The sequence below is a fragment of the Candidatus Omnitrophota bacterium genome, assembly GCA_018830005.1.
In the GTDB taxonomy this organism is placed as follows: Bacteria; Omnitrophota; Gorgyraeia; order JAHJTE01; family JAHJTE01; genus JAHJTE01.
Genome location: JAHJTE010000002.1, coordinates 346,802 through 367,907, shown reverse-complemented (window position 1 = coordinate 367,907; position 21,106 = coordinate 346,802). Strand labels below are relative to the sequence as shown.

The following is a 21,106-nucleotide window of genomic DNA, read 5'->3' as shown; positions in this document are numbered from 1 at the left end:
AGGGAAAAATGAAGATGAAAAGGTGTTTAGTTACAGGTGGGGCAGGTTTTATAGGTAGTCATTTAGTTGACTGCTTGCTTTTAGAGGGCAATAAGGTTACTGTAATTGATAACTTTTCAACTGGTAGGGCTGAGAACTTAGCTCATCAGAAAAAAAATAAGAATTTTACCTTGATTAAAGAGGACATAACAAAACTTGATAAGATAATAGAATATTTTAAAGGAATAGATATAGTATTTCATCTTGGAGCATTAGCTGATATTGTTCCTTCAATAGTTAATCCCATAAAATACTATGATTCAAATGTTACAGGTACAGCCTGTGTGGCTGAGGCCTCTAGAGTTTCTAAAGTTAAAAAGTTGATTTATGCCGCATCTTCTTCTTGTTACGGTATAGCCAAGGTTTTGCCTACTAAAGAGACAGCTAAGATTAGTCCCCAATATCCTTATGCATTAACAAAATATTTAGGAGAACAAATAGTTTTTCATTGGGGTAAAGTATATAAGATGCCGGTTATATCATTAAGATTATTTAATGTCTACGGTCCGCGTTCAAGGACATCCGGTACCTACGGAGCTGTTTTTGGAGTATTTTTAGCACAAAAGTTAAAGTCTATGCCTTTTACAGTAGTTGGTGACGGTGAGCAAAAAAGAGATTTTATCTATGTCTCTGATGTTGTAAGTGCCTTTGTTAGGGCTGCAAGCTCTAAGGTAAAAACAGGAATTTTCAATGTAGGCACAGGCAATCCACAGAGCGTAAATAAGCTGGTTTCCATTTTAGGCGGGGAGGTTGTACATATCCCTAAAAGGCCGGGTGAGCCTGATTGCACGTGGGCGGATATACATAAGATTAGCGAGAAACTTTCCTGGCAACCTCAAGTTTCATTTCAAGCGGGAGTCGATAAGATTTTAGAAAACATAGATTACTGGAAGGATGCTCCGGTATGGACTCCGGAGAAGATAGGAGAGACCACGAAAGAGTGGTTTAAGTATCTCTCTAAATAAAAGGATAGTTATGGGTAAAAATATTGATTCAAAAATTAAAACACTCAATGAACTTAGCAAAATCCTAGAAGGTTTTAGGAAAAAGGGCAAAAGAATAGTTCATTGCCATGGCGTATTTGATCTTCTACATCCAGGACATCTGAAGCATTTCGAAGCGGCAAAGGAAAAGGGGGATATTCTGGTAGTTACGTTAACACGCGATGAACATGTGAATAGGGGTCCGGGCAGGCCCATATTTAATCAGCAATTACGTGCAGAAAGCATTGCAGCTATAGAGGCAGTTGATTTTGTAGCAATAAATGAATGGCCAACAGCAGTCGAGACCTTGAAAAAGATAAAACCGCACTTCTATGTTAAGGGCAGCGATTATGCAAGAAAGGAAGACGATATTACAGGCAAGATCTACGAAGAAGAGGCAGTAGTTAAATCTGTTGGCGGCATGCTTCATTTTACTGATGAAATTACCTTTAGTTCTTCCAATATTATAAATACATTTCTTGCTCCTTATTCGGAAGAGGCAAGAGATTTTCTTAATAAATTTAAGAGGCGGTATCCTGCCAAAGATATAATTGATCGATTCAAGAAAATACAAGATATAAAGATCCTTGTCATAGGAGACATAATCATAGATGAATATCACTACTGTGTGGGTATGGGAAAGTCTGCCAAGGACAACATAATTGCTACTAGATTCTTAAATGAGGAGACATTCGCAGGTGGCGCTTTAGCTGCTGCTAATCACTTAGCAGGGTTTTCTAAGAAGGTAACTTTGCTTAGTTGTATCGGCAAGAAAAATGACTACGCAGATTTTATTAAGAGTCATCTCAAGAAAAATATAAAAACCAAGTTTTATTATAATAAAGAAGCCCCTACGGTAGTTAAACGTAGATTTGTTGACCCTAATTTTTTGAATAAATTATTTGAAATTTGCTACCTAGAAGATGCAAATCATTTGCCGAGAGAATTAGAAAATGAGATATGTGGCTATTTAAAGTCTCAGCTTAGGGAATTTGATATGGTGCTGGTGGCTGATTTTGGCCATGGATTGATTACACCTAAGGTAGTGGATGTGCTTTCTAAGAATGCGCCGCATTTAGCTGTTAATGTCCAGACCAATAGCGCAAACCTCGGTTTTAATCTTATTACGAAATTTCCTAGAGCTGACTATATCTGTATTGATGAACCTGAAATAAGGCTTGCATGTCATGATAAATTTTCTAACTTAGAAAGATTAATTCTTGAAATAAGCAAGAAGCTGAAATGTGAAAAGATAATTATTACGCGAGGCCACAGAGGTTCTTTGATATATTCGAAAAAAGATGGTTTTAGTGAGATTCCGGTTTTCTCTAAAGAGGTGGTAGATAGGATTGGGGCAGGAGATGCCTATTTTTCCCTGACATCACCTTGGGTACTGAATGATAATCCAATGCAAGTCGTAGGTTTTATAGGCAATGCCGCAGGGGCAATGAAGGTTTTGATCGTGGGAAATCGCTCTTCTGTAGAGCTAGGGCCTTTATTTAAATATATATTAACTCTTCTTAAATAAGAGGAAAATAAAATGCACTATTTTAAAGAATTATCAGATCTTTTTTCAAAAATAGAGATAACTGAAAAGATGGGTAAGATTATATCTTTTGATAAGGCAATTTCTGAAATAACCAGTTTAATTACAGCACTAGATAAAAAAGAGAATAAGATTATGCTTATCGGCAATGGCGGAAGCGCATCTATTGCCAGCCATATTGCCACGGATTTCTTGAAAAACGCCAAGGTGAGAGCCATTGTCTTTAATGATGCTAGTTTGCTTACTTGTTTGAGTAATGATTTGGGATACGAGGCAGTATTTCAAAAGCCTCTAGAGATGCTCTCTAGAAAGGGCGATATTTTATTTTCTATAAGTAGCTCTGGAAAATCAAAAAATATTTTAAATGCCACAGAAGAGGTAAGGGGTCGAGGCTGCTTTATAATTACCCTCTCTGGATTTGAAAAAGGTAATCCCTTGAGGACATTAGGGGATATAAATTTTTATGTTCCGTCTTCTTCTTATGGATACGCAGAGATTACCCATCTTGCAATCTGTCATTTAATTGTTGATTATTTTATTAAAAACAATGGATGAATATAGAATTGAAAGTCAAAAATTAATCTATCATCCGCAACGCGTTTCTGATTGGCTGCTAGGAAAAGATATCTATCCTATTTATATGGAGATTACGCCTTATGGTGGATGTAATCATCGTTGTATTTTTTGCGGCCTAGACTATTTAGGATATAAGGCATGCCGCCTAGACACCAAAATCCTGAAAGGATTTATAAAAGACATTGCCGCCAGAGGAGTAAAAAGCATAATGTTTGCCGGTGAGGGGGAGCCCTTGCTTAATAAAGACCTAGCCTCCTTAGTAAAATACGCAAAGAAAAATGGTCTAGATGTAGCCATTACTACAAATGGCGTATTGTTAACTAAACATATCTCAGGGCAGATTCTTTCTTCACTTAGCTGGCTGAGGATAAGCCTTAACGCTGGAAGTGCAAAGACCTATTCTTTGATTCACCGCACTAAGCAAAACGATTTTAACAAGGTTATCAATAATATTAAAGAGGCGGTTAGATTAAAAAAGAAAATGGGATACGCCTGCACTATCGGTGTTCAATTTCTGCTTTTAAATGAGAATTATAATGAGGTAGAAAAAGTAGCAAAGATCTTAAGGGACATTGGAGCTGATTACCTTATTATAAAGCCCTATTCGCAACACCCTTTAAGTATTAACCGTCTTAAATCCAAGCTTGATTACAAGAGATTGCTATCCTTAGAAGAGAGCCTGAAGAAATATAAAAGAGAAGATTTTAGAATAATATTTAGAAAACATACTATGTCAAAGATCACGCAACCGAGACCTTACAGGAAATGTTTAGGACTTCCTTTTTGGGCCTATCTTGCTTCAAATGGCGACTTATATGCCTGTAGCAGCTTTTTAGGAGAGGAACGTTTTCGCTATGGCAATATTAACAAAGCAACATTTAGTAAGATATGGAAGGGAAAGAAAAGAAAGGCAATTCGTAAGATGATGAAGAGCAAATGGAATATAGATGAGTGTCGCGAAGTTTGCCGTTTGGATGAAGTAAATAGGTATCTCTGGAGATTAAAACATCCGCCAGAACACGTAAATTTTGTATAAAAGTTTTCTTTAAAACAAATATGCCAGGACTAGAAACTAAATTTAAAAGAATCGCAGATGAAGCAAGAAAATTGATTCTAGATGTTGCCTGTAGATCAGGAAGCGCACATGTAGGATCATCTTTATCGTGCGTGGATTTACTAGTAGCTCTTTATTTCCATGAACTTAAAATAGATCTAGGGGATTGGAAAAACAGAGATATATTCATACTTAGTAAAGCGCATGCAGCTATGGCGCTTTATGCTGTTTTTGCTTTAAAGAAGTTTATTAGCCAGGATACCTTAAAGAGATATTTTCAAAATGATGGAACATTACCTGCTCATCTTGATAGATTCAGCGCAAAGCCGATTGAGGCATCCTGTGGTTCTTTAGGGCATGGGTTTAATATGGCAATCGGAATGGCCTACGGCTATAAACTCAAAAAAGATAAGAGAAGAATTTTTACTTTGATTGGTGACGGAGAATCACAAGAGGGTTCTATCTGGGAAGGTGCCTTATTTGCTTCAAAATTAGGAGTAGATAATCTTACTGCAATCCTAGATTATAACAATCTTCAAGGTTACGGCCGGCCAACAGAGATATGCTATTTTGAGCCTATTATTGAAAAATGGGAGGCGTTTGGATGGCAGACACATAAAGTTGATGGGCATAATTTTACGCAGATTTTTAAAGCCCTAAAAGAGCCTTCTAAAGGAAGGCCTAAAATAATAATAGCTCAGACAGTGAAAGGCAAAGGCGTTCCCTTCATGGAAAATGAGAATAAATGGCATTATTTTATTGTTACGGATGATTTAAAAAGAGAAGCGCTTAAGAATTTATGCCCTAAGGCAAAATGAGAGATAGTGTAATCAGTAGAATAACAGATTGCGCCAGAGAGAATAAAAGAATCTTCTTAATAACCGGAGACGCTGGCTTCGGGGTCTTGGATGAATTTAAAAAGACGTTTCCAGATAGATTCTTAAACCTTGGCGTTGCCGAACAGAATATGATAAGTTTTTCCGCTGGCTTAGCGCTTGCCGGGTATAAGATCTTTTTATACAATATCATTCCTTTTCTTCTTTTCAGGTGCTATGAACAGGTTAGAAATGATATCTGTTATCAGAGATTACCGATTACTTTAGTGGGGATTGGAAGTGGACTGACGTATGCACCGCAAGGTGTCACACATTATTCTATTGAGGATATACAAATTGCAAGGAGTTTACCTAATTTAGTCATACTTTCTCCTTCAGATCCGCTTGAGGCAGAAAAATGTGCTGAGTATGCTTTTTCTAGTAAGTTACCGGTTTATATACGCCTTGCCAAAAGCGGTGAGCCTAGGATTCACAAAAGGCCGCCAAAGACAATAGAGAAACCTATAGTAATAAGAGAAGGCAAGGAAGTGGCAGTTTTATTTCACGGTTCAATTGGGGAGGAAGTAATCTCTGCAGTAGAAGGTTTTAAGGGGACAGTGAAGGTAATATCTGTTCCTAAGATTTGTCCTCTGGATTTCCCAGCTCTTCTTAAGGAGCTAAAGAATATACATACCGTAATAACGGTTGAGGAACATTTCATAGATGGCGGGCTAGGTAGTATCATTGCTGATTGGATTCTTGAGCAAGGCCTCAGCATTAGATTAAAGAAAATGGGCATAAGTAATGAATTTATACATAAGATTAAAAATAGGAAAGGCATGAGAGATTATTACGGGATTTCCTCAAAAGCTATTAGATGCGCAGTTAAGGAGGCACTCAGGTATGAGTAAAAGGGTATTATCCACAGGGATAGGCCTTCCTAATCCTTTAAAAGGAAGAGTCTTATTGCTTGGTTCCACAGGCAAAATGGGACTTGCTTTAACTGAGGTTTTTACAAACAATGATTTTGAGGTCATCGGGAAAAATAGCAAGGATTTTGATGCAAGAGACTCAAGACAGGTTCACGCACTTATTAAAGAAAATAAGCCAGAGGTAGTTTTAAATACTGTCGCCTCCTTAGGCCTTGATCCTTGCGCAGATGACCCGCAAGATACCCTGGCAGTAAATACCCTATATCCTAAAGCGTTAGCTGAACTTTCAAATGAATACGGATTTTTGCTGGTTCACTTTAGTACAGATGCTGTTTTTAATGATGAAAAACAGGATTATTATGTTGAAAGTGATGCGCCTCATCCTCTAAATTTATATGGGCTTACAAAGTATGGTGCTGATTGTCTCATACAGGCAATAGCGAAGACATATTATATTTTTAGAGTATCTGTATTGTTTGGTGAAACTACAAAAGACAATCAATTCGTTGAAAAGATGCTACAAAGAATAAAACAAGGGCAAAAGGCTTTAAAGATTGCTGCTGATATTATTTCATCGCCAACATACAGTAGAGATGTAGCAGGGGAGATCTTGCGTATTCTAAGGTCAAGCTCTGCCTTTGGGCTTTATCATATAGCTAACCAAGGCAAGGCATCATTGTTTGAATTAATGAAAGAGATTATTAAATGTCTTAAATTGGATGCTGAGATTCAGAAGGCATCTTATAAAGATTTCCCTTTTACCTGTATAAAAAATACTAATACACCGCTGAAATCTGAGAAAATCCCCAGCTTAAGGCCTTGGCAAGACGCCGTAAGAGAATATTGCGATAGGATAAAAGCCAAAATTTGACGGAGATTGAATCGTGATTGATAAATATATAATGGATGGACATAAACTTTATTGGCACCTGGATAGAGTTACTGACTGGCTCAATGGCAAGAGGATTGTTCCCATACATATAGATGTAGGATTAAGCAAAGGTTGTAATATTAGATGCGAGTACTGTTTTGGAGTGCTCCAGGGAAATTTTTATAAGAAAGGTGCTGATAAATTCTTCCCACGAGAAGCCCTCTTAAGATATGTAAGAGAAGCTCCTGAGGCAGGGGTCAGGTCTCTTGGGCTTATTGGGGAAGGCGAGCCATTACTGAACCCCCATGTCTACGAAGCAATAGTAGAGGCTAAAAGAGCTGGCGTAGATGTCTCTATGGGTACGAATGGTATTTTATTTGATACAGGCCAAGCAGGCCAGGAGGCATTAGAACATTTAAGTTGGATAAGATTTAACATCAGCGCTGCTAGTGATGTAGCTTATCTAAGAGTTCATCGTAGCAAGGAATTCTCTACGGCAGTTGAGAAAATAAGATTCTGTGTCCAGACTAAAAAAAGAAAGAAATTAGGTGTCACTGTCGGTCTTCAGATGGTTTTAACTCCTACAAATGTAGATCAGGTAGTTCCTTTAGCAAAACTTGGTAAGGAATTAGGGGTAGATTATTTGGTCGTAAAACAGTGCAGTGATACAGTAGAAAGCGATATTGGTGTATATAGTAAACTTGCTGAATATGAGAATTTCCAAAAAGTACTGAAAGAGGCAGAGAGTGAAAGTCAGCAGAACTATAATGTGATAATAAAATGGTGGAAGATCGCAAATAGAGGAGAAAGAGGTTATAAACAATGCCTTGGCGTGCCATTTTTGTTATATTCAAGCGGTGAGGGAAGAATATATCCTTGCGGTATGTGTTTTGATAAGGATACTAGCATGGAGAAAGAATATCGCATGGGTGATTTAACTAAGGAGTCTTTCAAAGACATAATCAGAAGTGATAGATACTGGAAGATAGTGGAAAAAGTTGCACAAATTGATGTTAATAAATGTTACTCAAATTGTAGGACTCACGCTATAAATGAGTTTGTTTGGCAGTTAAAAAATCCACCTGAGCATGTTAATTTTGTTTAAAGGTTAGATAAACAGTAAATTATGGATAAAGTTAAAGGCGTATCAGTAGTTGTAACTGCACTTAACGAAGAAAAGAATATCACCGCAACTATTGAGAATATCCTGAGGGCCTTTGAGGTTTTTAATATTGAGGGTGAGATTATTGTAGTTAACGACGGAAGTTGTGATAAGACAGAAGATTTAGTAAAGATATTAAAGGAGAAGAATCCTAAGGTTAAAATTCTTTCGCACTCTAAGCCCAAAGGCGTAGGGACATCGTTCTGGGATGGGGTGGATAAGGCAGGTGGTGATTTTGTGCTTTGGATGCCTGGGGATAATGAAAATGACCCTTTGGAAATTTTGCGTTACTACAAATTGCTTGAACAGGTAGATATAGTTATTCCTTTTGTCTTTAACAAAAACGCAAGATCTTTATTCAGGAATGCTCTCTCTTTCATTTATCGTTTTATTATTAATACTACTTTTGTTGTTAACTTCCATTACACAAATGGCACCATACTTTATAGAAAATCCATTTTAAAAGAGCTCAAATTTAGGAGTAATGGCTTTTTCTTTCAGACAGACATACTGATAAGAGCTGCAAAGCGAGGCTATCTCTTCGCTGAAGTCCCATATAGGCTTGACGTAAGGGAACACGGTATTTCCAAGGCTGTTAGTTTTCCTTCACTTCTACATGTTGCTAGTGGTTATTTGCGCTTGTTGAGAGATTTCTATTTTAAAAAAGATAAGGCAGGCGAACCAGGTTTTGCCAAAGATTCATTGACGGCAATAAGACGCTCATCTGGTTAGAGATCTAAGGCTTTAGTAGTTTGTCTAGAGTTATGAATAAAATTAATGATATTGTTTTGGCAGTAAAGTCTGCCCCAGAGCTGAGAATCTTATCCGATATTGAAAAGGCCGGCATCTGTGGAGTTGAACTTTATCTAAACGGACAGATGCTAGGGAATCTAGATGTCCTCATAGCTTTGTGCAGGAGATTTTCATTTAGCTATGCTGTACATGCACCGCATGACTTAGGAACTCCAGATAAATTATCAGAGTTAGTGAAAGCAATCGGCGCAAAAATCGTTGTCTTTCATAATATTTATTGGGAGGATGAATGGCTGGATATAACAAAGATTTTTACACCCATTAAGACTAAGCTCTGCGTTGAAAATACCCATAGCGTGCATGAACCTTTGAAATTTATGAGGCGATTTGGGTTGGGCAGATGTCTGGATGTGGAGCATTTACAGTTAGAATGTTGCGGTGTATATGAAGAGGAATTTTTACCGGTTATAAAAGATGCCTCCCATATTCATTTGACCGGTTATGTCTTTGGTAGCGATTTATGGCATACACACTTGCATCAATCGCCAGATCATAGTTTATATATGTTGGATTTGATTAGGAGGGCTGGGTATTCTGGATTTGTCGTATCAGAGGCAAGAGCATCATTGCAGACTTACTTTGAGTTTAAAAAATTAAATGATTTCTATATGAGCTGGAAAGAAGCTAATAAGGCAACGATAACTAAAGGGAAGTTTTGATTTTATGAGCGTTTTATTATATGGCATAGTTCTATTTGTAATAGCATTTTTTATTCATCTTGCAATTTGGAAGATTCGTATCCCAAAAAATCAAACTAATGTATTGTTTTTGATTTTTCTATCTATCTTGCTAGTTGGGATTTTGTTTTTGAGGACATCTTCAAATCAAGCTGATATTTTCGCTAGAGTCTTACCTCTAGGATATCTAAAACTTTGCATTCTTTTTATTTCTTTGACATTAGCCTATATTGTGACCTATTCAGGATTAGAGGTAGATAGTCCCTCTCTGGTCATGGTTATGAAAGTCCATGAGGCAGGTCCTAATGGCTTGGATGAAAATATGTTACAGCAAAATATGAATGACGATGTTTTAGTATTGCCGAGATTGAATGATCTTCTTACCGCGAAGATGATCTACGTTGGCAATGGCAAATACAAGTTAAGAGCAACAGGAGCCTTAGTAGCAAAGCTGTTTGTTTTTTATCGTAAGTTACTCAGATTAGAAAAAGGTGGATAGATCATAAGATGACTTTTGATTATTTTCTAGTTTTTATGCCAGTTATTTGCCTTATTATAAATGTCTTAGTACAACTACTTAGTTTTAGATATTTTAAACAAATAGGATTATTGAACTCAATTTATTTGGGATTTGTTATTGGCATTTTGTATCTCTTATTTTTCACCTCTTTTATCTCCTTTAGGCCAGAGGTTTCCTTAGAAGGCCTTAGTGATATTTTTGTTATAAATTTGATAGGCTACGGTTGTCTGGGTTATTGTTATTTTCATTTTATAAATTTAGGCGAGACAGCACGTCGTATAAGAATATTAAGGGAATTATATGAGGCAGGAGACGGACTCAAGTTAGGAGAGCTTCTAAATCGATACAGCGCCAAGGAGATATTCCAAAAGAGAACGAATAGATTAATTAACAGTGGTCAGATAATATTTAAAGATGGTAAATATTATATTGGAAAGCCGACTGTTTTATGGATTTCAAAAATTATAATAGCATTAAAAATCATTATTTTAGGGAAAAGAAGTGAGTTCGATTAATCTTAATTCTTAGAAAGGGGTCAAAGAATGAAAGTAGCTTTACTTATTCCTACGCTTAACGAAATTGATGGTCTAAAACAAATTATGCCCAGAATAAAAAGAGAGTGGGTCGATGAGATTGTTTTTGTTGATGGCTATTCTACAGATGGGACAATTGATTACATTAAAGAGAATGGCTGGACTTTAATATTTGAAAAGCACCTAGGTTCAGGCGTGCGTAATGCATTTATAGATGCCCTTGAAGCTGTCAATAGTGAGGTACTTATTACCTTTAGTCCGGATGGGAATTGTATCCCTGAACTTATTCCTAAATTAATCGAGAAGATGAAAGAAGGCTATGACATGGTTATTGCGTCTCGTTACGCCAAAGGAGCTAAAAGTTATGATGATACTCCAGTTACGGCCTTTGGCAATTGGATGTTCACTACTCTCATGAACTTATTACACGGCGGTAAATACACAGATGTTATGAATATCTTTCGAATATATAAAAAGAGTTTAGTCAGAGAGTTGGATTTAGATAAAGATATTACTTATTCTACACCCGAGAAATTATTTAGGACTAAAATCGGCTGGGAGCCGATATTGTCAGTTCGGGCAGCAAAAAGGAAACTTAAAGTTGCTGAGATCCCCGGTGATGAACCAAAAAGAATCGGCGGAGAAGCAAAATTACAGGTTTTTAAATGGGGAGCAGCTTATCTTTTTCAAGTTTTAAGAGAAGTATTCATTTGGCATTAATTACAGCGAATTAATAACAGAAAATTTTTATTTAGGGAGAACGTAATGAAAAAACTAGCTAAGATTACGCAAGGACTAATCGGTCAGCCAATGTTTAAGCTTATGGCTAAAATAAGGAAGATGGAGAAGGCTGGAAAGAAAATTTTTCATTTTGAGATTGGCGATTCAGATTTTAGGGCTCATCAGCACATAATAGATGCAACTAAAGAGGCCTTAGATAATGGCTGTACTCATTATGTTGATTCAGCAGGCATCCCTGAGTTAAAGGAAGCCATCTGTGAATATGCCCATGAGACGTTGGGTTTTAAACCAGAGTTGGATCAAGTAGTGGTTATGCCGGCAAATGGCATCATAGATTTTGTAATGCGCTGCGTGGCAAATCCGGGAGAAGAGGTGCTTTATCCAGACCCAGGCTTTTCCACCTATCTGGCTGTGACGAATTATACTGGCATAAAGAAGGTTGGCGTGCCTATTAAAGAAGAGAGTAAATTCCATATACAAGCCGATGCAATAGAAAAGCGGATTACCGATAAGACTCGTCTGATAATTGTAAATTCACCCCAGAATCCCACAGGCGCAGTGCTGACTAAGGAAGAGATGGAGGCTATTGCTAAAGTGGCCAAAGATAACGATACCTATCTTTTAAGCGATGAAATTTATTCTAAGATTATTTACGACGGTGAGCATTTTTCCCCTAGCTCTCTTGATAAATGTCAAGAGCGTACGATTATCCTAAATGGATTTGCCAAAAACTATTCAATGCCTGGATGGCGCCTGGGTTATGCAATAGGTCCAAAAGAGGTCATAGAAAAAATGGGCAGCCTTTTTCAAACGATTTATTCTTGTACACCTCCTTTTATACAATATGGGGGTGTAAGTGCCTTAAAGGGTGACCAGAGTGTTATTGAGGATAGGATTAGGCAGTACAAATCCTTAAGGGATTTAATAGTAAAGAAGTTAAATGAGATTCCGGGAGTTTCTTGTTGTCTTCCGGAAGGCGCCTGTTATGTTTTTGCAAATATAAAAGGCACAGGCATGAGCAGTACTCAGTTTGCTGATTTTGCTTTAGAGAAGTGCAATGTTGTGTTGCTTCCTGGAACTTGTTTTGGCGAATATGGGGAGGGTTATATAAGACTTTGTTATATGAGGCGGCCTGAAATTATTGAAGAGGCTTGTGAAAAGATGAAGAAGGTATTAATGGAGACAAAGAATATGAAGGTGGTGAAGAGAAATGAAAGACTTGTTAATAAATGATATTACTTTAAGAGACGGCGAGCAAGCAGCAGGCGTAAATTTTTTACCAGAAGAAAAGCTGAGGATCGCTGAGCAGTTGGTGAAGCTAGGACTTCCTATTATTGAGGCAGGATTTCCTATAGCTTCTGAGCAAGATGCTAAAGGCGTAAATCTTGTCGCGAAGGAATTCGGAAATTCAATTATCATCAGTACCATGTGTAGGGCGCATAAAAAGGATATAGAGGTGGCAGCAGAAGCTCTAGGCGAGGCAAAAAAAGGGCGTATTCAAGTTGTAATGGGCACTTCTGATATACATTTGAAACATAAATTTAATATCTCTCCTCAGCAGGCTTTGGATCTTTGCGTGGAAATGGTTCAATATGCAAAGAGCTTTAGGCAAGATGTCGAGTTTGCTGCGGAGGATTCAACTCGCAGCGAATTGGATTATCTTATACAAGTATGTAAGTCCTGCGTGCAAGCAGGTGCATTGACAATTGAGCTGCCCGATACAGTTGGTTATGCGACTCCTGAAGAATATGCTTTTTTAATTGGTAGCATCACGAAGGAATTACCAGAAGATATCGTTGTCTCCACCCATTGTCACAATGATTTAGGATTGGCGGTAGCAAATACCTTGGCAGGGATAAAGGCAGGCGCCAGACAAGTAGAGGTTACCATTAATGGGATAGGAGAGCGTGTTGGAAATGCCGCTTGCGAAGAAGTTATTATGGCGCTAAAGGCCAGGGAAGATGTATTTAAAGAAGATATAAGCTATATAAATACGAAAGAAATTATAAATACAAGTAAGTTAGTTGAAGAATTATCGGGGATAAAAATTGCATCCAATAAGGCAATCGTAGGGGCAAATGCATTCCTGCATGAATCAGGGATTCATCAAGATGGCATGATTAAATATAATCGAACATATCAGCTTTTAAATCCACAAGACATAGGCCTGGATGGTTATCAACTCGTTATTGGAAAATTATCTGGTAGGCGCGCCTTAGAGCAAAAACTAAAAAAGCTAAAGCTTGATTTAGAAGAGGAAGAGCTGAGAGGATTCCTAAAGTTTTGCAAAAATAATGCCGCAAAAAATAGATCTTTAACAGATGGTGATATTTTAATCCTATATAAGAAATGGAAAAAAAGCTAAATTTAGAAGAGATATTTAGGAAGATGTGCCTTATTCGTTATTTTGAGTTTCAGGTAGTTGAAGCTGTAAAAAAGAACCTTGTTCCCGGAGTAGTTTATTTGTCAGTAGGCCAAGAAGCAATTTCTGCAACTATGTCTGCTCTTACAGAAGGTTACGCAGTTTTTACTCAACATCGTTGTCATTCAACCTATTTGTCGTACGGAGGCGATATCGAGCGTCTCATTGACGAGTTATTAGGAAGAAGATCGGGCTGTTGTGAAGGTAGGGGGGGATCGCCTTGCATCAAAGATCTGAATATTCCTATGTATAGCCATAATGGCCTTATAGGGGAAAACATCCCTTTAGCTACAGGTTATTGCCTAGCCTCTGGAAAGCCTACTGTTGTTTATTTCGGAGATGCAGCAGCCGAAGAGGATTATGTATTATCCTCTTATGGTTTTGCGGAAAAGAATAAATTGCCAATTTTGTATGTTTGTGAAGATAACAACTTGTCTATTTTGACGCCTATTGAGGTAAGAAGAAATTGGAAGATTCCAGACGTAACAAAGGCGATGGGGCTAGTCAGTGAATCAATCGTAGATGATCCTGAGATAATTTTTGATAGCATTAAGAAATTAACTAAATGTCTCCCCGCCTTTATTAATATAAAGACCTGTAGACATCTTTGGCATGTTGGTATAGGTAATGATGGATCGCCTAAGCAAGATAGATTGTCTGAGGTAAAAAAGAAGATCTCTAATGCAAAACTAATTGAGAATGAGATGAAAAGATATGTAGGAGAGTTATGGCGAAAACAGTTGCAGGGACAATAAAAGAAATTACTCGCAGGCACCTTGAGGAAAATAACGGCCTTCTACTTGGTCAATGTATTAGAGCTGTTGGCTGGATTAACGAAACAGTACCTAATTCTAAGAATCTGGTTGAATTGCCTATGTCAGATGTATCAAATATGGGTATTGCCTGCGGCGCAGGTATTACAGGAAGACGGCCTATTATTGTAATTCGTTTTCAAGATTTTATGTGGCTTAATAGCAGTACGTTAGTAAATTACGCTGCTAAGGCAAAAGATATTTTTGGAATTTTAATGCCTATATTTGTAAGGGCATTAGCCCAGGAAGATGCGGGTTGTGTCCATTCGGGTGTATTGCATAGCGTATTTATGCATATGCCAGGTATGAGGGTTTGTTCTCCTATGACACCAACTGAATATGAGCAGGCTTGGAATGATTTTATGGAGCACGATGATCCCATGTTCGTTAGTGAACATAGAGCAAGTTTTGAGAACACCGAAGAGTTTACAAATTCAGATAATGACGCGGATATAACATTAATTCCAATTTCAGCAGCTCGTTTTGAAGTAGAAGAGGCTGCAGCTATTTTAAAGAAGGACGGCATTAGTTGTAATATTGCTCATGTTGCATGGTTAAAGCCGTTTAAGAAGGAACATATCATAGCAGCACTAAGTAATAGCAGGGCGGGGCTGGTAATCGATGCCGGATTTGAAATTTGTGGCGCATCTGAATCTATAGCCTACCAGTTGATGTTGGAGACCGGGAAGCCCCTAAAGGCATTAGGATTAGAGGATAGATCTATTGGCGTTAATTTTGAGTCTCGAAATTCCACTCCTTCCGCTGAACAAATTGCTCTAGCTGCAAAGCAATTGATAAAAGACCCCAGCTATAAAAGGTCAAGATGAATAGTAAGAAGATTTTATTAATTAATTCTCACGTTAGATCCAGTAATATCTCGAATGATTCAATGGTTAGCAATTTGAGAGAGGAGCCTTATCCTTCGGTAGGCTTGCTTTCTTTGGCAGCTACTCTAAAGAAGAACCGTTATAATATATTTTATCTAGATATTCCAGCTCTTCTGAAAAGACATAATTTATCTTTTAAAGATGATCTCGATGCTTTTGTCGAGCAAACAATTACTGACACCTACAATGATTACAAACCCGATCTTGTTGGTATTAGTTGTTTATTTTCGGGTAAATTTCCAGCCACTATCTTCATAAGTTCCGTTTTAAAAAAGATAGATAGTTCTCTTCCGGTTGTCCTAGGTGGTATCCAGCCGACCGTATTTTATAAGGAAATTCTTGAACGCTTTGATTGTGTTGATTTTATTATTATTGGTGAAGGGGAGGAGTCTTTCCTTCAGTTGTTAAATTGTATTTTCAATGGTGGTTCACTATCAGACATAGATGGAATATGTTACAGAGATGGCCGGATAAGAGTCAACCCTAAAAGAAACTTCATTAATGATTTAGACATTTTACCCTATCCAGCCTGGGAACTCTTAAATTTGCAGGATTATGAGATTGAGTCAGAGAAGTGGGAAAGGCATTGGCACAACCCCAAAGGATATAGCCTTAAATACAGATTCCCCTTCCTTTCAAGTCGTAGCTGTCCTATGGGATGTAATTTTTGTGCTATGCATCTTCTTCATGGAAAAGAAATAAGATACAGATCAGCTGAGAATTGCCTAAAAGAAATAGAATACCTATATAATGAATATGGTATTAATTATTTTTCAATAATAGATGATAACTTTAGCATGGATAAAAGTAGAGTACTTGAACTCGCTAGTAAGATTAGGAAAAAGAATCTCAAGATCTATGTTGATACACCAAACGGTATCTCTATAAAGTTTTTTGATAGGGATATTCTAGAGGCGCTAAAAGCTATGGGCCTTTTAAGGATATCCTTTGCTGTAGAGAGCGGTTCTGATTACATTAGAAATAAAGTTATGGGAAAAAAATTGCCGAGGGAAAAAATATTTGAGGTATTTGAACTAATGCGCAAGGAAAAGGATATTTTTGTAAGGGCTTTTTTTATTATTGGCCTACCTCAAGAAACCTCGGATACTCTTAGGGAAACTTACGAGATGATAAATAAACTTTATTTAGATAACATATCAATCCATACCGCCGTCCCGCTTCCTGGCTCTAGATTATATGATGAAGTTATTAGGAATAAGTTGTTATTAGTTCCTGATCAGGATATTTTATATGCCGAGAATTTTCATCAAGCTAGCGATAAGCCATGGATCAAACCTTATAATTTGGATATCGAAGAATTAATTGAATTTCGAAAAAAAGCAGAGGATATAATCACGCAACGCTATGCAAGCTTAAATAGAAACAGAAAATTACCTATTCATCATTTATTGCAGTTATGATAGATCTAGGAAATAAATTAAGCCTTCAAAGTAAGCTCTTGGGACAATTGAGGAAGGACGTTTTAATAAGATAGGAGCTAGGAGAGGTACAAGAATGATAGTTTCGGAATTTATTGCTGATTTTTTAGTTAAGAAAGGTATTCGTGATGTGTTTTTTATTGAGGGGTCTGCTGCGGCAAGTCTTGTCGTGTCGGTTGCCAGAAACAAGAAGCTCAAGTATTATTGTCCGTTGCATGAACAAGCAGGCGCATTCATGGTTGATGGCTATTTTAAGGCCACGCGCAAGATGTCAGCAATGATTGCCACCTCCGGTCCAGGAGGCCAGAATCTATTAAATGGCATTGCAGCTAGTTTTTACGATTCCTGTCCAGCGCTCTATTTTACAGGTCAGGTTAATTCCCGTTTTATAAAACCTAATAATCTAGTTAGGCAATGGGGTTTTCAGGAAAGTGATATTGTGTCAATGGTTAAACCGATTACCAAATATGCTACTGTTATTAGGAAGGCAGCTGATATTCGATATGAATTGGAGAAAGCTTACTTTTTAGCAACAAGTGGTAGGCCAGGTCCAGTACTGTTAGATGTCCCTATGGATATACAAAGAGCAAAGGTTTCTTCAAAATTGAAAGGTTATTTACCCCCTAGTTCAGAGGGGTGGGAGATTAATAAGATTGTTCGTGTTTTAAATTATCTAAGGCAAGCAAAGCGGCCAGCTATTCTTTTAGGCGGCGGGGTATGGTTGGCCGGTGCCAGCGAACAGGCAAAGATTTTAGCTCGCAAATTAAAGAGTGTGCCGTTTTTTGTAACTTGGAATATGATCGATCATTACGACCCTAAATTCTTTGGCGGAAAAGTGGGTACATTCGGCGGCGACGGCAGAAATTTCGGTATCCAGAATTGCGATTTTCTTTTAGCTATAGGAAGCAGAATCTCCGGAAGAATTACCGGAGGTATGCAGCATACCTTTGCTCGAGCTGCAAGGAAGATAATCGTAGATATTGATAAATACGAAATGAAATTTCAACAAACAAAGGGCGATTTGAATATTTATTGCGACGCGAAGGTATTTATTAATGAATTTACGAAAGCCTTTAGAAAATCTCCTAAATTTGGAGCGAATATTGATCCTACTTGGTTGGCTCGGGTCAAGGAATGGGAGAATAGATATCCTGTAGTCAGGAAAGAATACGTCAAACAAAAGGGGAGCGTTAATCCATATATCTTTGTTAAGGTTCTTTCTGAGCTAATGAATTCGGGTGATGTTTTAGTACATGAGGCAGGAGGTAATTGCGTTGTAACTTCTCAGGCCTTCCAGCCTAAGGCGAATCAAAGAGTATTTAGTAACAACGGAAATTCATCTTTGGGTTATGCACTTCCGGCTGCTATAGGAGCAGCTGTTGCTACTGGCAAGAAAGTGAATTGTATACTCGGAGACGGTGGTATGCATTTTAATATACAAGAACTTCAGACGTTAAAGCATTACAAGCTTCCGGTTAAGGTCTTTATCTTTAATAATCAGGCATTTGGGATAACTAAGGCTTATCGTGACACGCATTTTAAATCAGAATATGCAGGCGTTGATTCCGAACATGGCGTGTCTTTTCCTGATTACGTAAAAGTTGCTAAGGCCTATGGCTTAAAGACGTTAAGAATTAAGGATCACAAAGAATTGAAAAGAAAACTAAAAGATGCCCTTAAAAGCCGGGAGTCAGTAATTTGTGATGTTAATATGGTTGGTTTCTATGATTATCAACCAAAGCTTGGTTGGGGTACACCAATAGAAGATCAATATCCATTTTTACCGAGAGAAGAATTTAAAAGAAATATGATTATTAAGCCTTGGAAGGGATGGGAGAATCCTGTTTATCCTGGTCCGATAAAATGAAAAACTTAGATTTATTAGTTATAAAACCCGGAGCACAGAAGAAGATATACCAGAATTTAAGCAAGTCCCTTTCTGGTCTTGAGCCGCCTCTTTGGGCTGGGCTTTTGGGTGGCTTTATCAGAGAGAGGGGTTTTAATGTAGATATAATAGATGCTGAGATTGAGCCGGAAAGAGTCTTGTCAGCAGTCGTTAAAATGAGGCCGAGATTAGTGGCTATAGTCGCTTCTGGAACCAATCCTTCAGCCTCCACAACTAGTATGGTAGGGGCAAGGGAGTTGCTTGATAATATCAAAAAAAACAATAGGGATATTTCGACTATTCTGATTGGACTTCATCCTTCAGCCTTACCAGAGAAGACTCTTAGAGAAGAATCGGTAGATTTCGTTTGCGAAGGAGAGGGGTTTTTTACAGTATTAGATTTATTATCTGGCAAACCTTTGAAAGATATCAAGGGTTTATTCTATGAAGAGAATTGTAAAATTCTTTCTAACCCGAGAGCTGAATTAGTTGATTCGGATGATTTGTCTATGCCGGCATGGGATTTATTGGCAATGAATAAATATAGAGCACATAACTGGCATTGCTTTGGTCATTTAGATAAGCGTAGTCCTTACGGAGTAATTTATACAAGCTTAGGATGTCCTTTTAACTGTTCCTTTTGTTGCATAAATGCAATCTTCGGCAAGCATACAATCAGGTATAGGGATCCCGATAAAGTCATTAGGGAGATTGATTATCTGGTAGAAAATTACGGAATCAAGAATTTCAAAATCATGGATGAAATGTTTGCCTTAAAAGAAGAACGCGTTATACAGATCTGTGATTCTTTAATTCAAAGGGGTTATAATTTAAATATTTGGGCATATGCTAGAGTAGATACGCTTAATGAGAATATGCTTAAGAGAATGAAGCAGGCTGGAATCAATTGGTTGGGTATTGGTTTTGAGTCAGGCAGTAAGAGGGTAAGAGACGCAGTAAGCAAGGGAAGGTTTGACAATGAAAAGATGAAGCGCATCACTAGTTTGATACATTCAGTCGGTATTCATATTGGCGCTAATTTTATCTTTGGTTTGCCAGAAGATGATTTAGAGTCTTTGGGCCAGACTTTAGATTTAGCAAAAGAGCTTAATTGCGAATACGCAAATTTTTATGTAGCCATGGCTTATCCCGGCTCAAAGCTGTATGAACAGACATTAGCTGATAAATTACCTCTACCGGATTCTTGGTTAGGTTATTCTCAATTTAGTTTTGAAACACAGCCTCTGCCAACCAAGTATTTGACTGCATCTCAAATTCTTAAGTTTAGAGACGATGCCTTTGAAGAATATTTTTCTAGTAAGCGCTATCAAGATATGATTTTAGATAAATTTGGCATACAGACCCTAGCGCATATACAAGATATGCTAAAATTCAAATTAAAAAGAAGATTATTAGAAGAACAGGAGACGACAAACAAGGTTTAGTAAAGGAGAGGGGAATTATGAAGATTTTAGTTACTGGAGCAGCAGGTTATATTGGTTCAGTATTAGTCTCTGAATTATTAAAGAAGGGTTGCGAAGTTATCGCTCTGGATAATTTTATTTATAATCAAACCTCTCTTTTAGATTGTTGCTATGATAAAAAATTGACTATTACTAGAGGAGATTGTCGAGATAAAAAATTGATTTCGAAACTGCTCCAGAACGTCGATGTAATTTTCCCTTTGGCTTGTTTGACGGGCGCGCCTGTTTGTCAGAAAAATCCAACAGAGGCTAAAGCAGTCATTGTTGATGGCCTAAATTTGATATTAGATTTACGCAGTAAAAATCAAAGAGTAATTTATCCCACTACGAATAGCGGTTATGGAGTAGGCCAGAAAGATAACTTCTGCACCGAGGATACCCCTTTGCGGCCTATTTCTCTTTATGGAAGATTGAAGGTAGAAGCAGAGAAGGCGCTGTTGGATGCTAAAAATTCAATTTCTTTACGTCTGGCAACGGCATTTGGGGTTAGTCCACGAATGCGGCTTGACCTTCTAGTGAATAATTTTGTTTATCGCGCCGTAGCTGACTATTTTATTATAATTTTCGAGCCACACTTCAAGAGAAATTATATTCATGTGCGAGATGTGGCAAAGGCATTTATTCATTCCTTAGATAATTTCGAATTGATGAAAGACGAACCTTATAATGTTGGCATTAGCGATGCAAATTTAAGCAAATGGGAATTATGTGAACAGATCAAAAAGGAGATCCCTGAGTTTTATTTTGTCGAAGCTAAGATTGGGGAGGATCCGGACAAAAGAGACTACATCGTAAGTAACTCAAAAATTGAAAAGACAGGATTCAAGCCTATTTTTTCACTTCGGGATGGTATTAGGGAATTAATCAAAGGTTATCAGGTTATCAGACTAAACCAATTCTCCAATGTTTAAGATA

At 37.5% G+C, this 21,106-nt stretch carries 21 protein-coding genes; all 21 read left to right on the top strand.

The genetic code is table 11. From position 1 onward, the window contains the following. Positions 1-8: 8 nt before the first annotated feature. A complete protein-coding gene (locus KJ593_06405) occupies positions 9-1,004 on the top strand; it encodes an SDR family oxidoreductase (GenBank protein MBU2541514.1) in 996 nt (331 codons plus the stop codon). A gap of 10 nt (positions 1,005-1,014) precedes the next feature. Continuing rightward, positions 1,015-2,550, top strand: coding sequence for an adenylyltransferase/cytidyltransferase family protein (locus tag KJ593_06400; GenBank protein ID MBU2541513.1), 1,536 nt, complete (start codon positions 1,015-1,017; stop codon positions 2,548-2,550). A 12-nt stretch (positions 2,551-2,562) separates the two neighbouring features. Continuing rightward, entirely contained in the window at positions 2,563-3,123 is a 561-nt protein-coding gene (locus KJ593_06395) for an SIS domain-containing protein (protein ID MBU2541512.1), read from the top strand. Then, the gene (locus tag KJ593_06390; protein MBU2541511.1) at positions 3,116-4,180 is read left to right on the top strand and encodes a radical SAM protein; all 1,065 of its coding nucleotides are present in this window, start codon (positions 3,116-3,118) and stop codon (positions 4,178-4,180) included. The genes KJ593_06395 and KJ593_06390 overlap by 8 nt, the downstream gene beginning before the upstream one ends. Positions 4,181-4,200: 20 nt before the next feature. Next, the gene (locus KJ593_06385; protein ID MBU2541510.1) at positions 4,201-5,016 is read left to right on the top strand and encodes a transketolase; all 816 of its coding nucleotides are present in this window, start codon (positions 4,201-4,203) and stop codon (positions 5,014-5,016) included. Next, positions 5,013-5,924 carry a hypothetical protein gene (locus tag KJ593_06380; protein MBU2541509.1) on the top strand — a complete coding sequence of 304 codons (912 nt, stop codon included), beginning with the start codon at positions 5,013-5,015 and terminating at the stop codon, positions 5,922-5,924. The genes KJ593_06385 and KJ593_06380 overlap by 4 nt, the downstream gene beginning before the upstream one ends. Next, positions 5,917-6,816 carry an NAD(P)-dependent oxidoreductase gene (locus KJ593_06375; GenBank protein ID MBU2541508.1) on the top strand — a complete coding sequence of 300 codons (900 nt, stop codon included), beginning with the start codon at positions 5,917-5,919 and terminating at the stop codon, positions 6,814-6,816. Before KJ593_06380 ends, KJ593_06375 begins: the two co-directional genes overlap by 8 nt. 16 nt (positions 6,817-6,832) lie before the next feature. Then, positions 6,833-7,921 (top strand): radical SAM protein, encoded by a 1,089-nt coding sequence (locus KJ593_06370; GenBank protein ID MBU2541507.1) that lies wholly within the window; start codon positions 6,833-6,835, stop codon positions 7,919-7,921. A gap of 21 nt (positions 7,922-7,942) precedes the next feature. Next, positions 7,943-8,710, top strand: coding sequence for a glycosyltransferase family 2 protein (locus KJ593_06365; protein MBU2541506.1), 768 nt, complete (start codon positions 7,943-7,945; stop codon positions 8,708-8,710). 32 nt (positions 8,711-8,742) lie between these two features. Beyond that, a complete protein-coding gene (locus tag KJ593_06360; protein MBU2541505.1) occupies positions 8,743-9,450 on the top strand; it encodes a sugar phosphate isomerase/epimerase in 708 nt (235 codons plus the stop codon). Positions 9,451-9,454: 4 nt separating this feature from the next. Continuing rightward, positions 9,455-9,967, top strand: coding sequence for a hypothetical protein (locus tag KJ593_06355; GenBank protein ID MBU2541504.1), 513 nt, complete (start codon positions 9,455-9,457; stop codon positions 9,965-9,967). An 8-nt stretch (positions 9,968-9,975) separates the two neighbouring features. After that, positions 9,976-10,503, top strand: a complete 528-nt coding sequence (locus tag KJ593_06350) for a hypothetical protein (protein MBU2541503.1) — start codon at positions 9,976-9,978, stop codon at positions 10,501-10,503. Between the two features lie 27 nt (positions 10,504-10,530). After that, on the top strand, positions 10,531-11,241 hold the full coding sequence (locus KJ593_06345) for a glycosyltransferase family 2 protein (GenBank protein MBU2541502.1): 711 nt from the start codon (positions 10,531-10,533) through the stop codon (positions 11,239-11,241). A 45-nt stretch (positions 11,242-11,286) separates the two neighbouring features. Continuing rightward, a complete protein-coding gene (locus KJ593_06340) occupies positions 11,287-12,495 on the top strand; it encodes a pyridoxal phosphate-dependent aminotransferase (GenBank protein ID MBU2541501.1) in 1,209 nt (402 codons plus the stop codon). After that, a complete protein-coding gene (locus KJ593_06335) occupies positions 12,473-13,627 on the top strand; it encodes a 2-isopropylmalate synthase (protein MBU2541500.1) in 1,155 nt (384 codons plus the stop codon). Before KJ593_06340 ends, KJ593_06335 begins: the two co-directional genes overlap by 23 nt. Further along, the gene (locus KJ593_06330; GenBank protein ID MBU2541499.1) at positions 13,612-14,439 is read left to right on the top strand and encodes a hypothetical protein; all 828 of its coding nucleotides are present in this window, start codon (positions 13,612-13,614) and stop codon (positions 14,437-14,439) included. Before KJ593_06335 ends, KJ593_06330 begins: the two co-directional genes overlap by 16 nt. After that, positions 14,412-15,323: a hypothetical protein gene (locus tag KJ593_06325; GenBank protein MBU2541498.1), complete on the top strand. Its 912-nt coding sequence runs from the start codon at positions 14,412-14,414 to the stop codon at positions 15,321-15,323. The genes KJ593_06330 and KJ593_06325 overlap by 28 nt, the downstream gene beginning before the upstream one ends. Further along, positions 15,320-16,804, top strand: a complete 1,485-nt coding sequence (locus KJ593_06320) for a B12-binding domain-containing radical SAM protein (GenBank protein ID MBU2541497.1) — start codon at positions 15,320-15,322, stop codon at positions 16,802-16,804. The genes KJ593_06325 and KJ593_06320 overlap by 4 nt, the downstream gene beginning before the upstream one ends. 94 nt (positions 16,805-16,898) lie before the next feature. Then, entirely contained in the window at positions 16,899-18,689 is a 1,791-nt protein-coding gene (locus KJ593_06315) for a thiamine pyrophosphate-binding protein (protein ID MBU2541496.1), read from the top strand. Beyond that, entirely contained in the window at positions 18,686-20,152 is a 1,467-nt protein-coding gene (locus tag KJ593_06310) for a B12-binding domain-containing radical SAM protein (protein ID MBU2541495.1), read from the top strand. The genes KJ593_06315 and KJ593_06310 overlap by 4 nt, the downstream gene beginning before the upstream one ends. A 17-nt stretch (positions 20,153-20,169) precedes the next feature. Beyond that, positions 20,170-21,102, top strand: a complete 933-nt coding sequence (locus tag KJ593_06305; protein MBU2541494.1) for an NAD(P)-dependent oxidoreductase — start codon at positions 20,170-20,172, stop codon at positions 21,100-21,102. Positions 21,103-21,106: the final 4 nt, after the last annotated feature.

What these genes read in the sequence shown, in the direction of transcription:
- KJ593_06405 (MBU2541514.1), top strand. Translation starts at nt 9, where the DNA reads ATGAAGATGAAAAGGTGTTTAGTTACAGGTGGGGCAGGTTTTATAGGT.
- KJ593_06400 (MBU2541513.1), top strand. Translation starts at nt 1,015, where the DNA reads ATGGGTAAAAATATTGATTCAAAAATTAAAACACTCAATGAACTTAGC.
- KJ593_06395 (MBU2541512.1), top strand. Translation starts at nt 2,563, where the DNA reads ATGCACTATTTTAAAGAATTATCAGATCTTTTTTCAAAAATAGAGATA.
- KJ593_06390 (MBU2541511.1), top strand. Translation starts at nt 3,116, where the DNA reads ATGGATGAATATAGAATTGAAAGTCAAAAATTAATCTATCATCCGCAA.
- KJ593_06385 (MBU2541510.1), top strand. Translation starts at nt 4,201, where the DNA reads ATGCCAGGACTAGAAACTAAATTTAAAAGAATCGCAGATGAAGCAAGA.
- KJ593_06380 (MBU2541509.1), top strand. Translation starts at nt 5,013, where the DNA reads ATGAGAGATAGTGTAATCAGTAGAATAACAGATTGCGCCAGAGAGAAT.
- KJ593_06375 (MBU2541508.1), top strand. Translation starts at nt 5,917, where the DNA reads ATGAGTAAAAGGGTATTATCCACAGGGATAGGCCTTCCTAATCCTTTA.
- KJ593_06365 (MBU2541506.1), top strand. Translation starts at nt 7,943, where the DNA reads ATGGATAAAGTTAAAGGCGTATCAGTAGTTGTAACTGCACTTAACGAA.
- KJ593_06360 (MBU2541505.1), top strand. Translation starts at nt 8,743, where the DNA reads ATGAATAAAATTAATGATATTGTTTTGGCAGTAAAGTCTGCCCCAGAG.
- KJ593_06355 (MBU2541504.1), top strand. Translation starts at nt 9,455, where the DNA reads ATGAGCGTTTTATTATATGGCATAGTTCTATTTGTAATAGCATTTTTT.
- KJ593_06350 (MBU2541503.1), top strand. Translation starts at nt 9,976, where the DNA reads ATGACTTTTGATTATTTTCTAGTTTTTATGCCAGTTATTTGCCTTATT.
- KJ593_06345 (MBU2541502.1), top strand. Translation starts at nt 10,531, where the DNA reads ATGAAAGTAGCTTTACTTATTCCTACGCTTAACGAAATTGATGGTCTA.
- KJ593_06340 (MBU2541501.1), top strand. Translation starts at nt 11,287, where the DNA reads ATGAAAAAACTAGCTAAGATTACGCAAGGACTAATCGGTCAGCCAATG.
- KJ593_06335 (MBU2541500.1), top strand. Translation starts at nt 12,473, where the DNA reads ATGAAAGACTTGTTAATAAATGATATTACTTTAAGAGACGGCGAGCAA.
- KJ593_06330 (MBU2541499.1), top strand. Translation starts at nt 13,612, where the DNA reads ATGGAAAAAAAGCTAAATTTAGAAGAGATATTTAGGAAGATGTGCCTT.
- KJ593_06325 (MBU2541498.1), top strand. Translation starts at nt 14,412, where the DNA reads ATGGCGAAAACAGTTGCAGGGACAATAAAAGAAATTACTCGCAGGCAC.
- KJ593_06320 (MBU2541497.1), top strand. Translation starts at nt 15,320, where the DNA reads ATGAATAGTAAGAAGATTTTATTAATTAATTCTCACGTTAGATCCAGT.
- KJ593_06315 (MBU2541496.1), top strand. Translation starts at nt 16,899, where the DNA reads ATGATAGTTTCGGAATTTATTGCTGATTTTTTAGTTAAGAAAGGTATT.
- KJ593_06310 (MBU2541495.1), top strand. Translation starts at nt 18,686, where the DNA reads ATGAAAAACTTAGATTTATTAGTTATAAAACCCGGAGCACAGAAGAAG.
- KJ593_06305 (MBU2541494.1), top strand. Translation starts at nt 20,170, where the DNA reads ATGAAGATTTTAGTTACTGGAGCAGCAGGTTATATTGGTTCAGTATTA.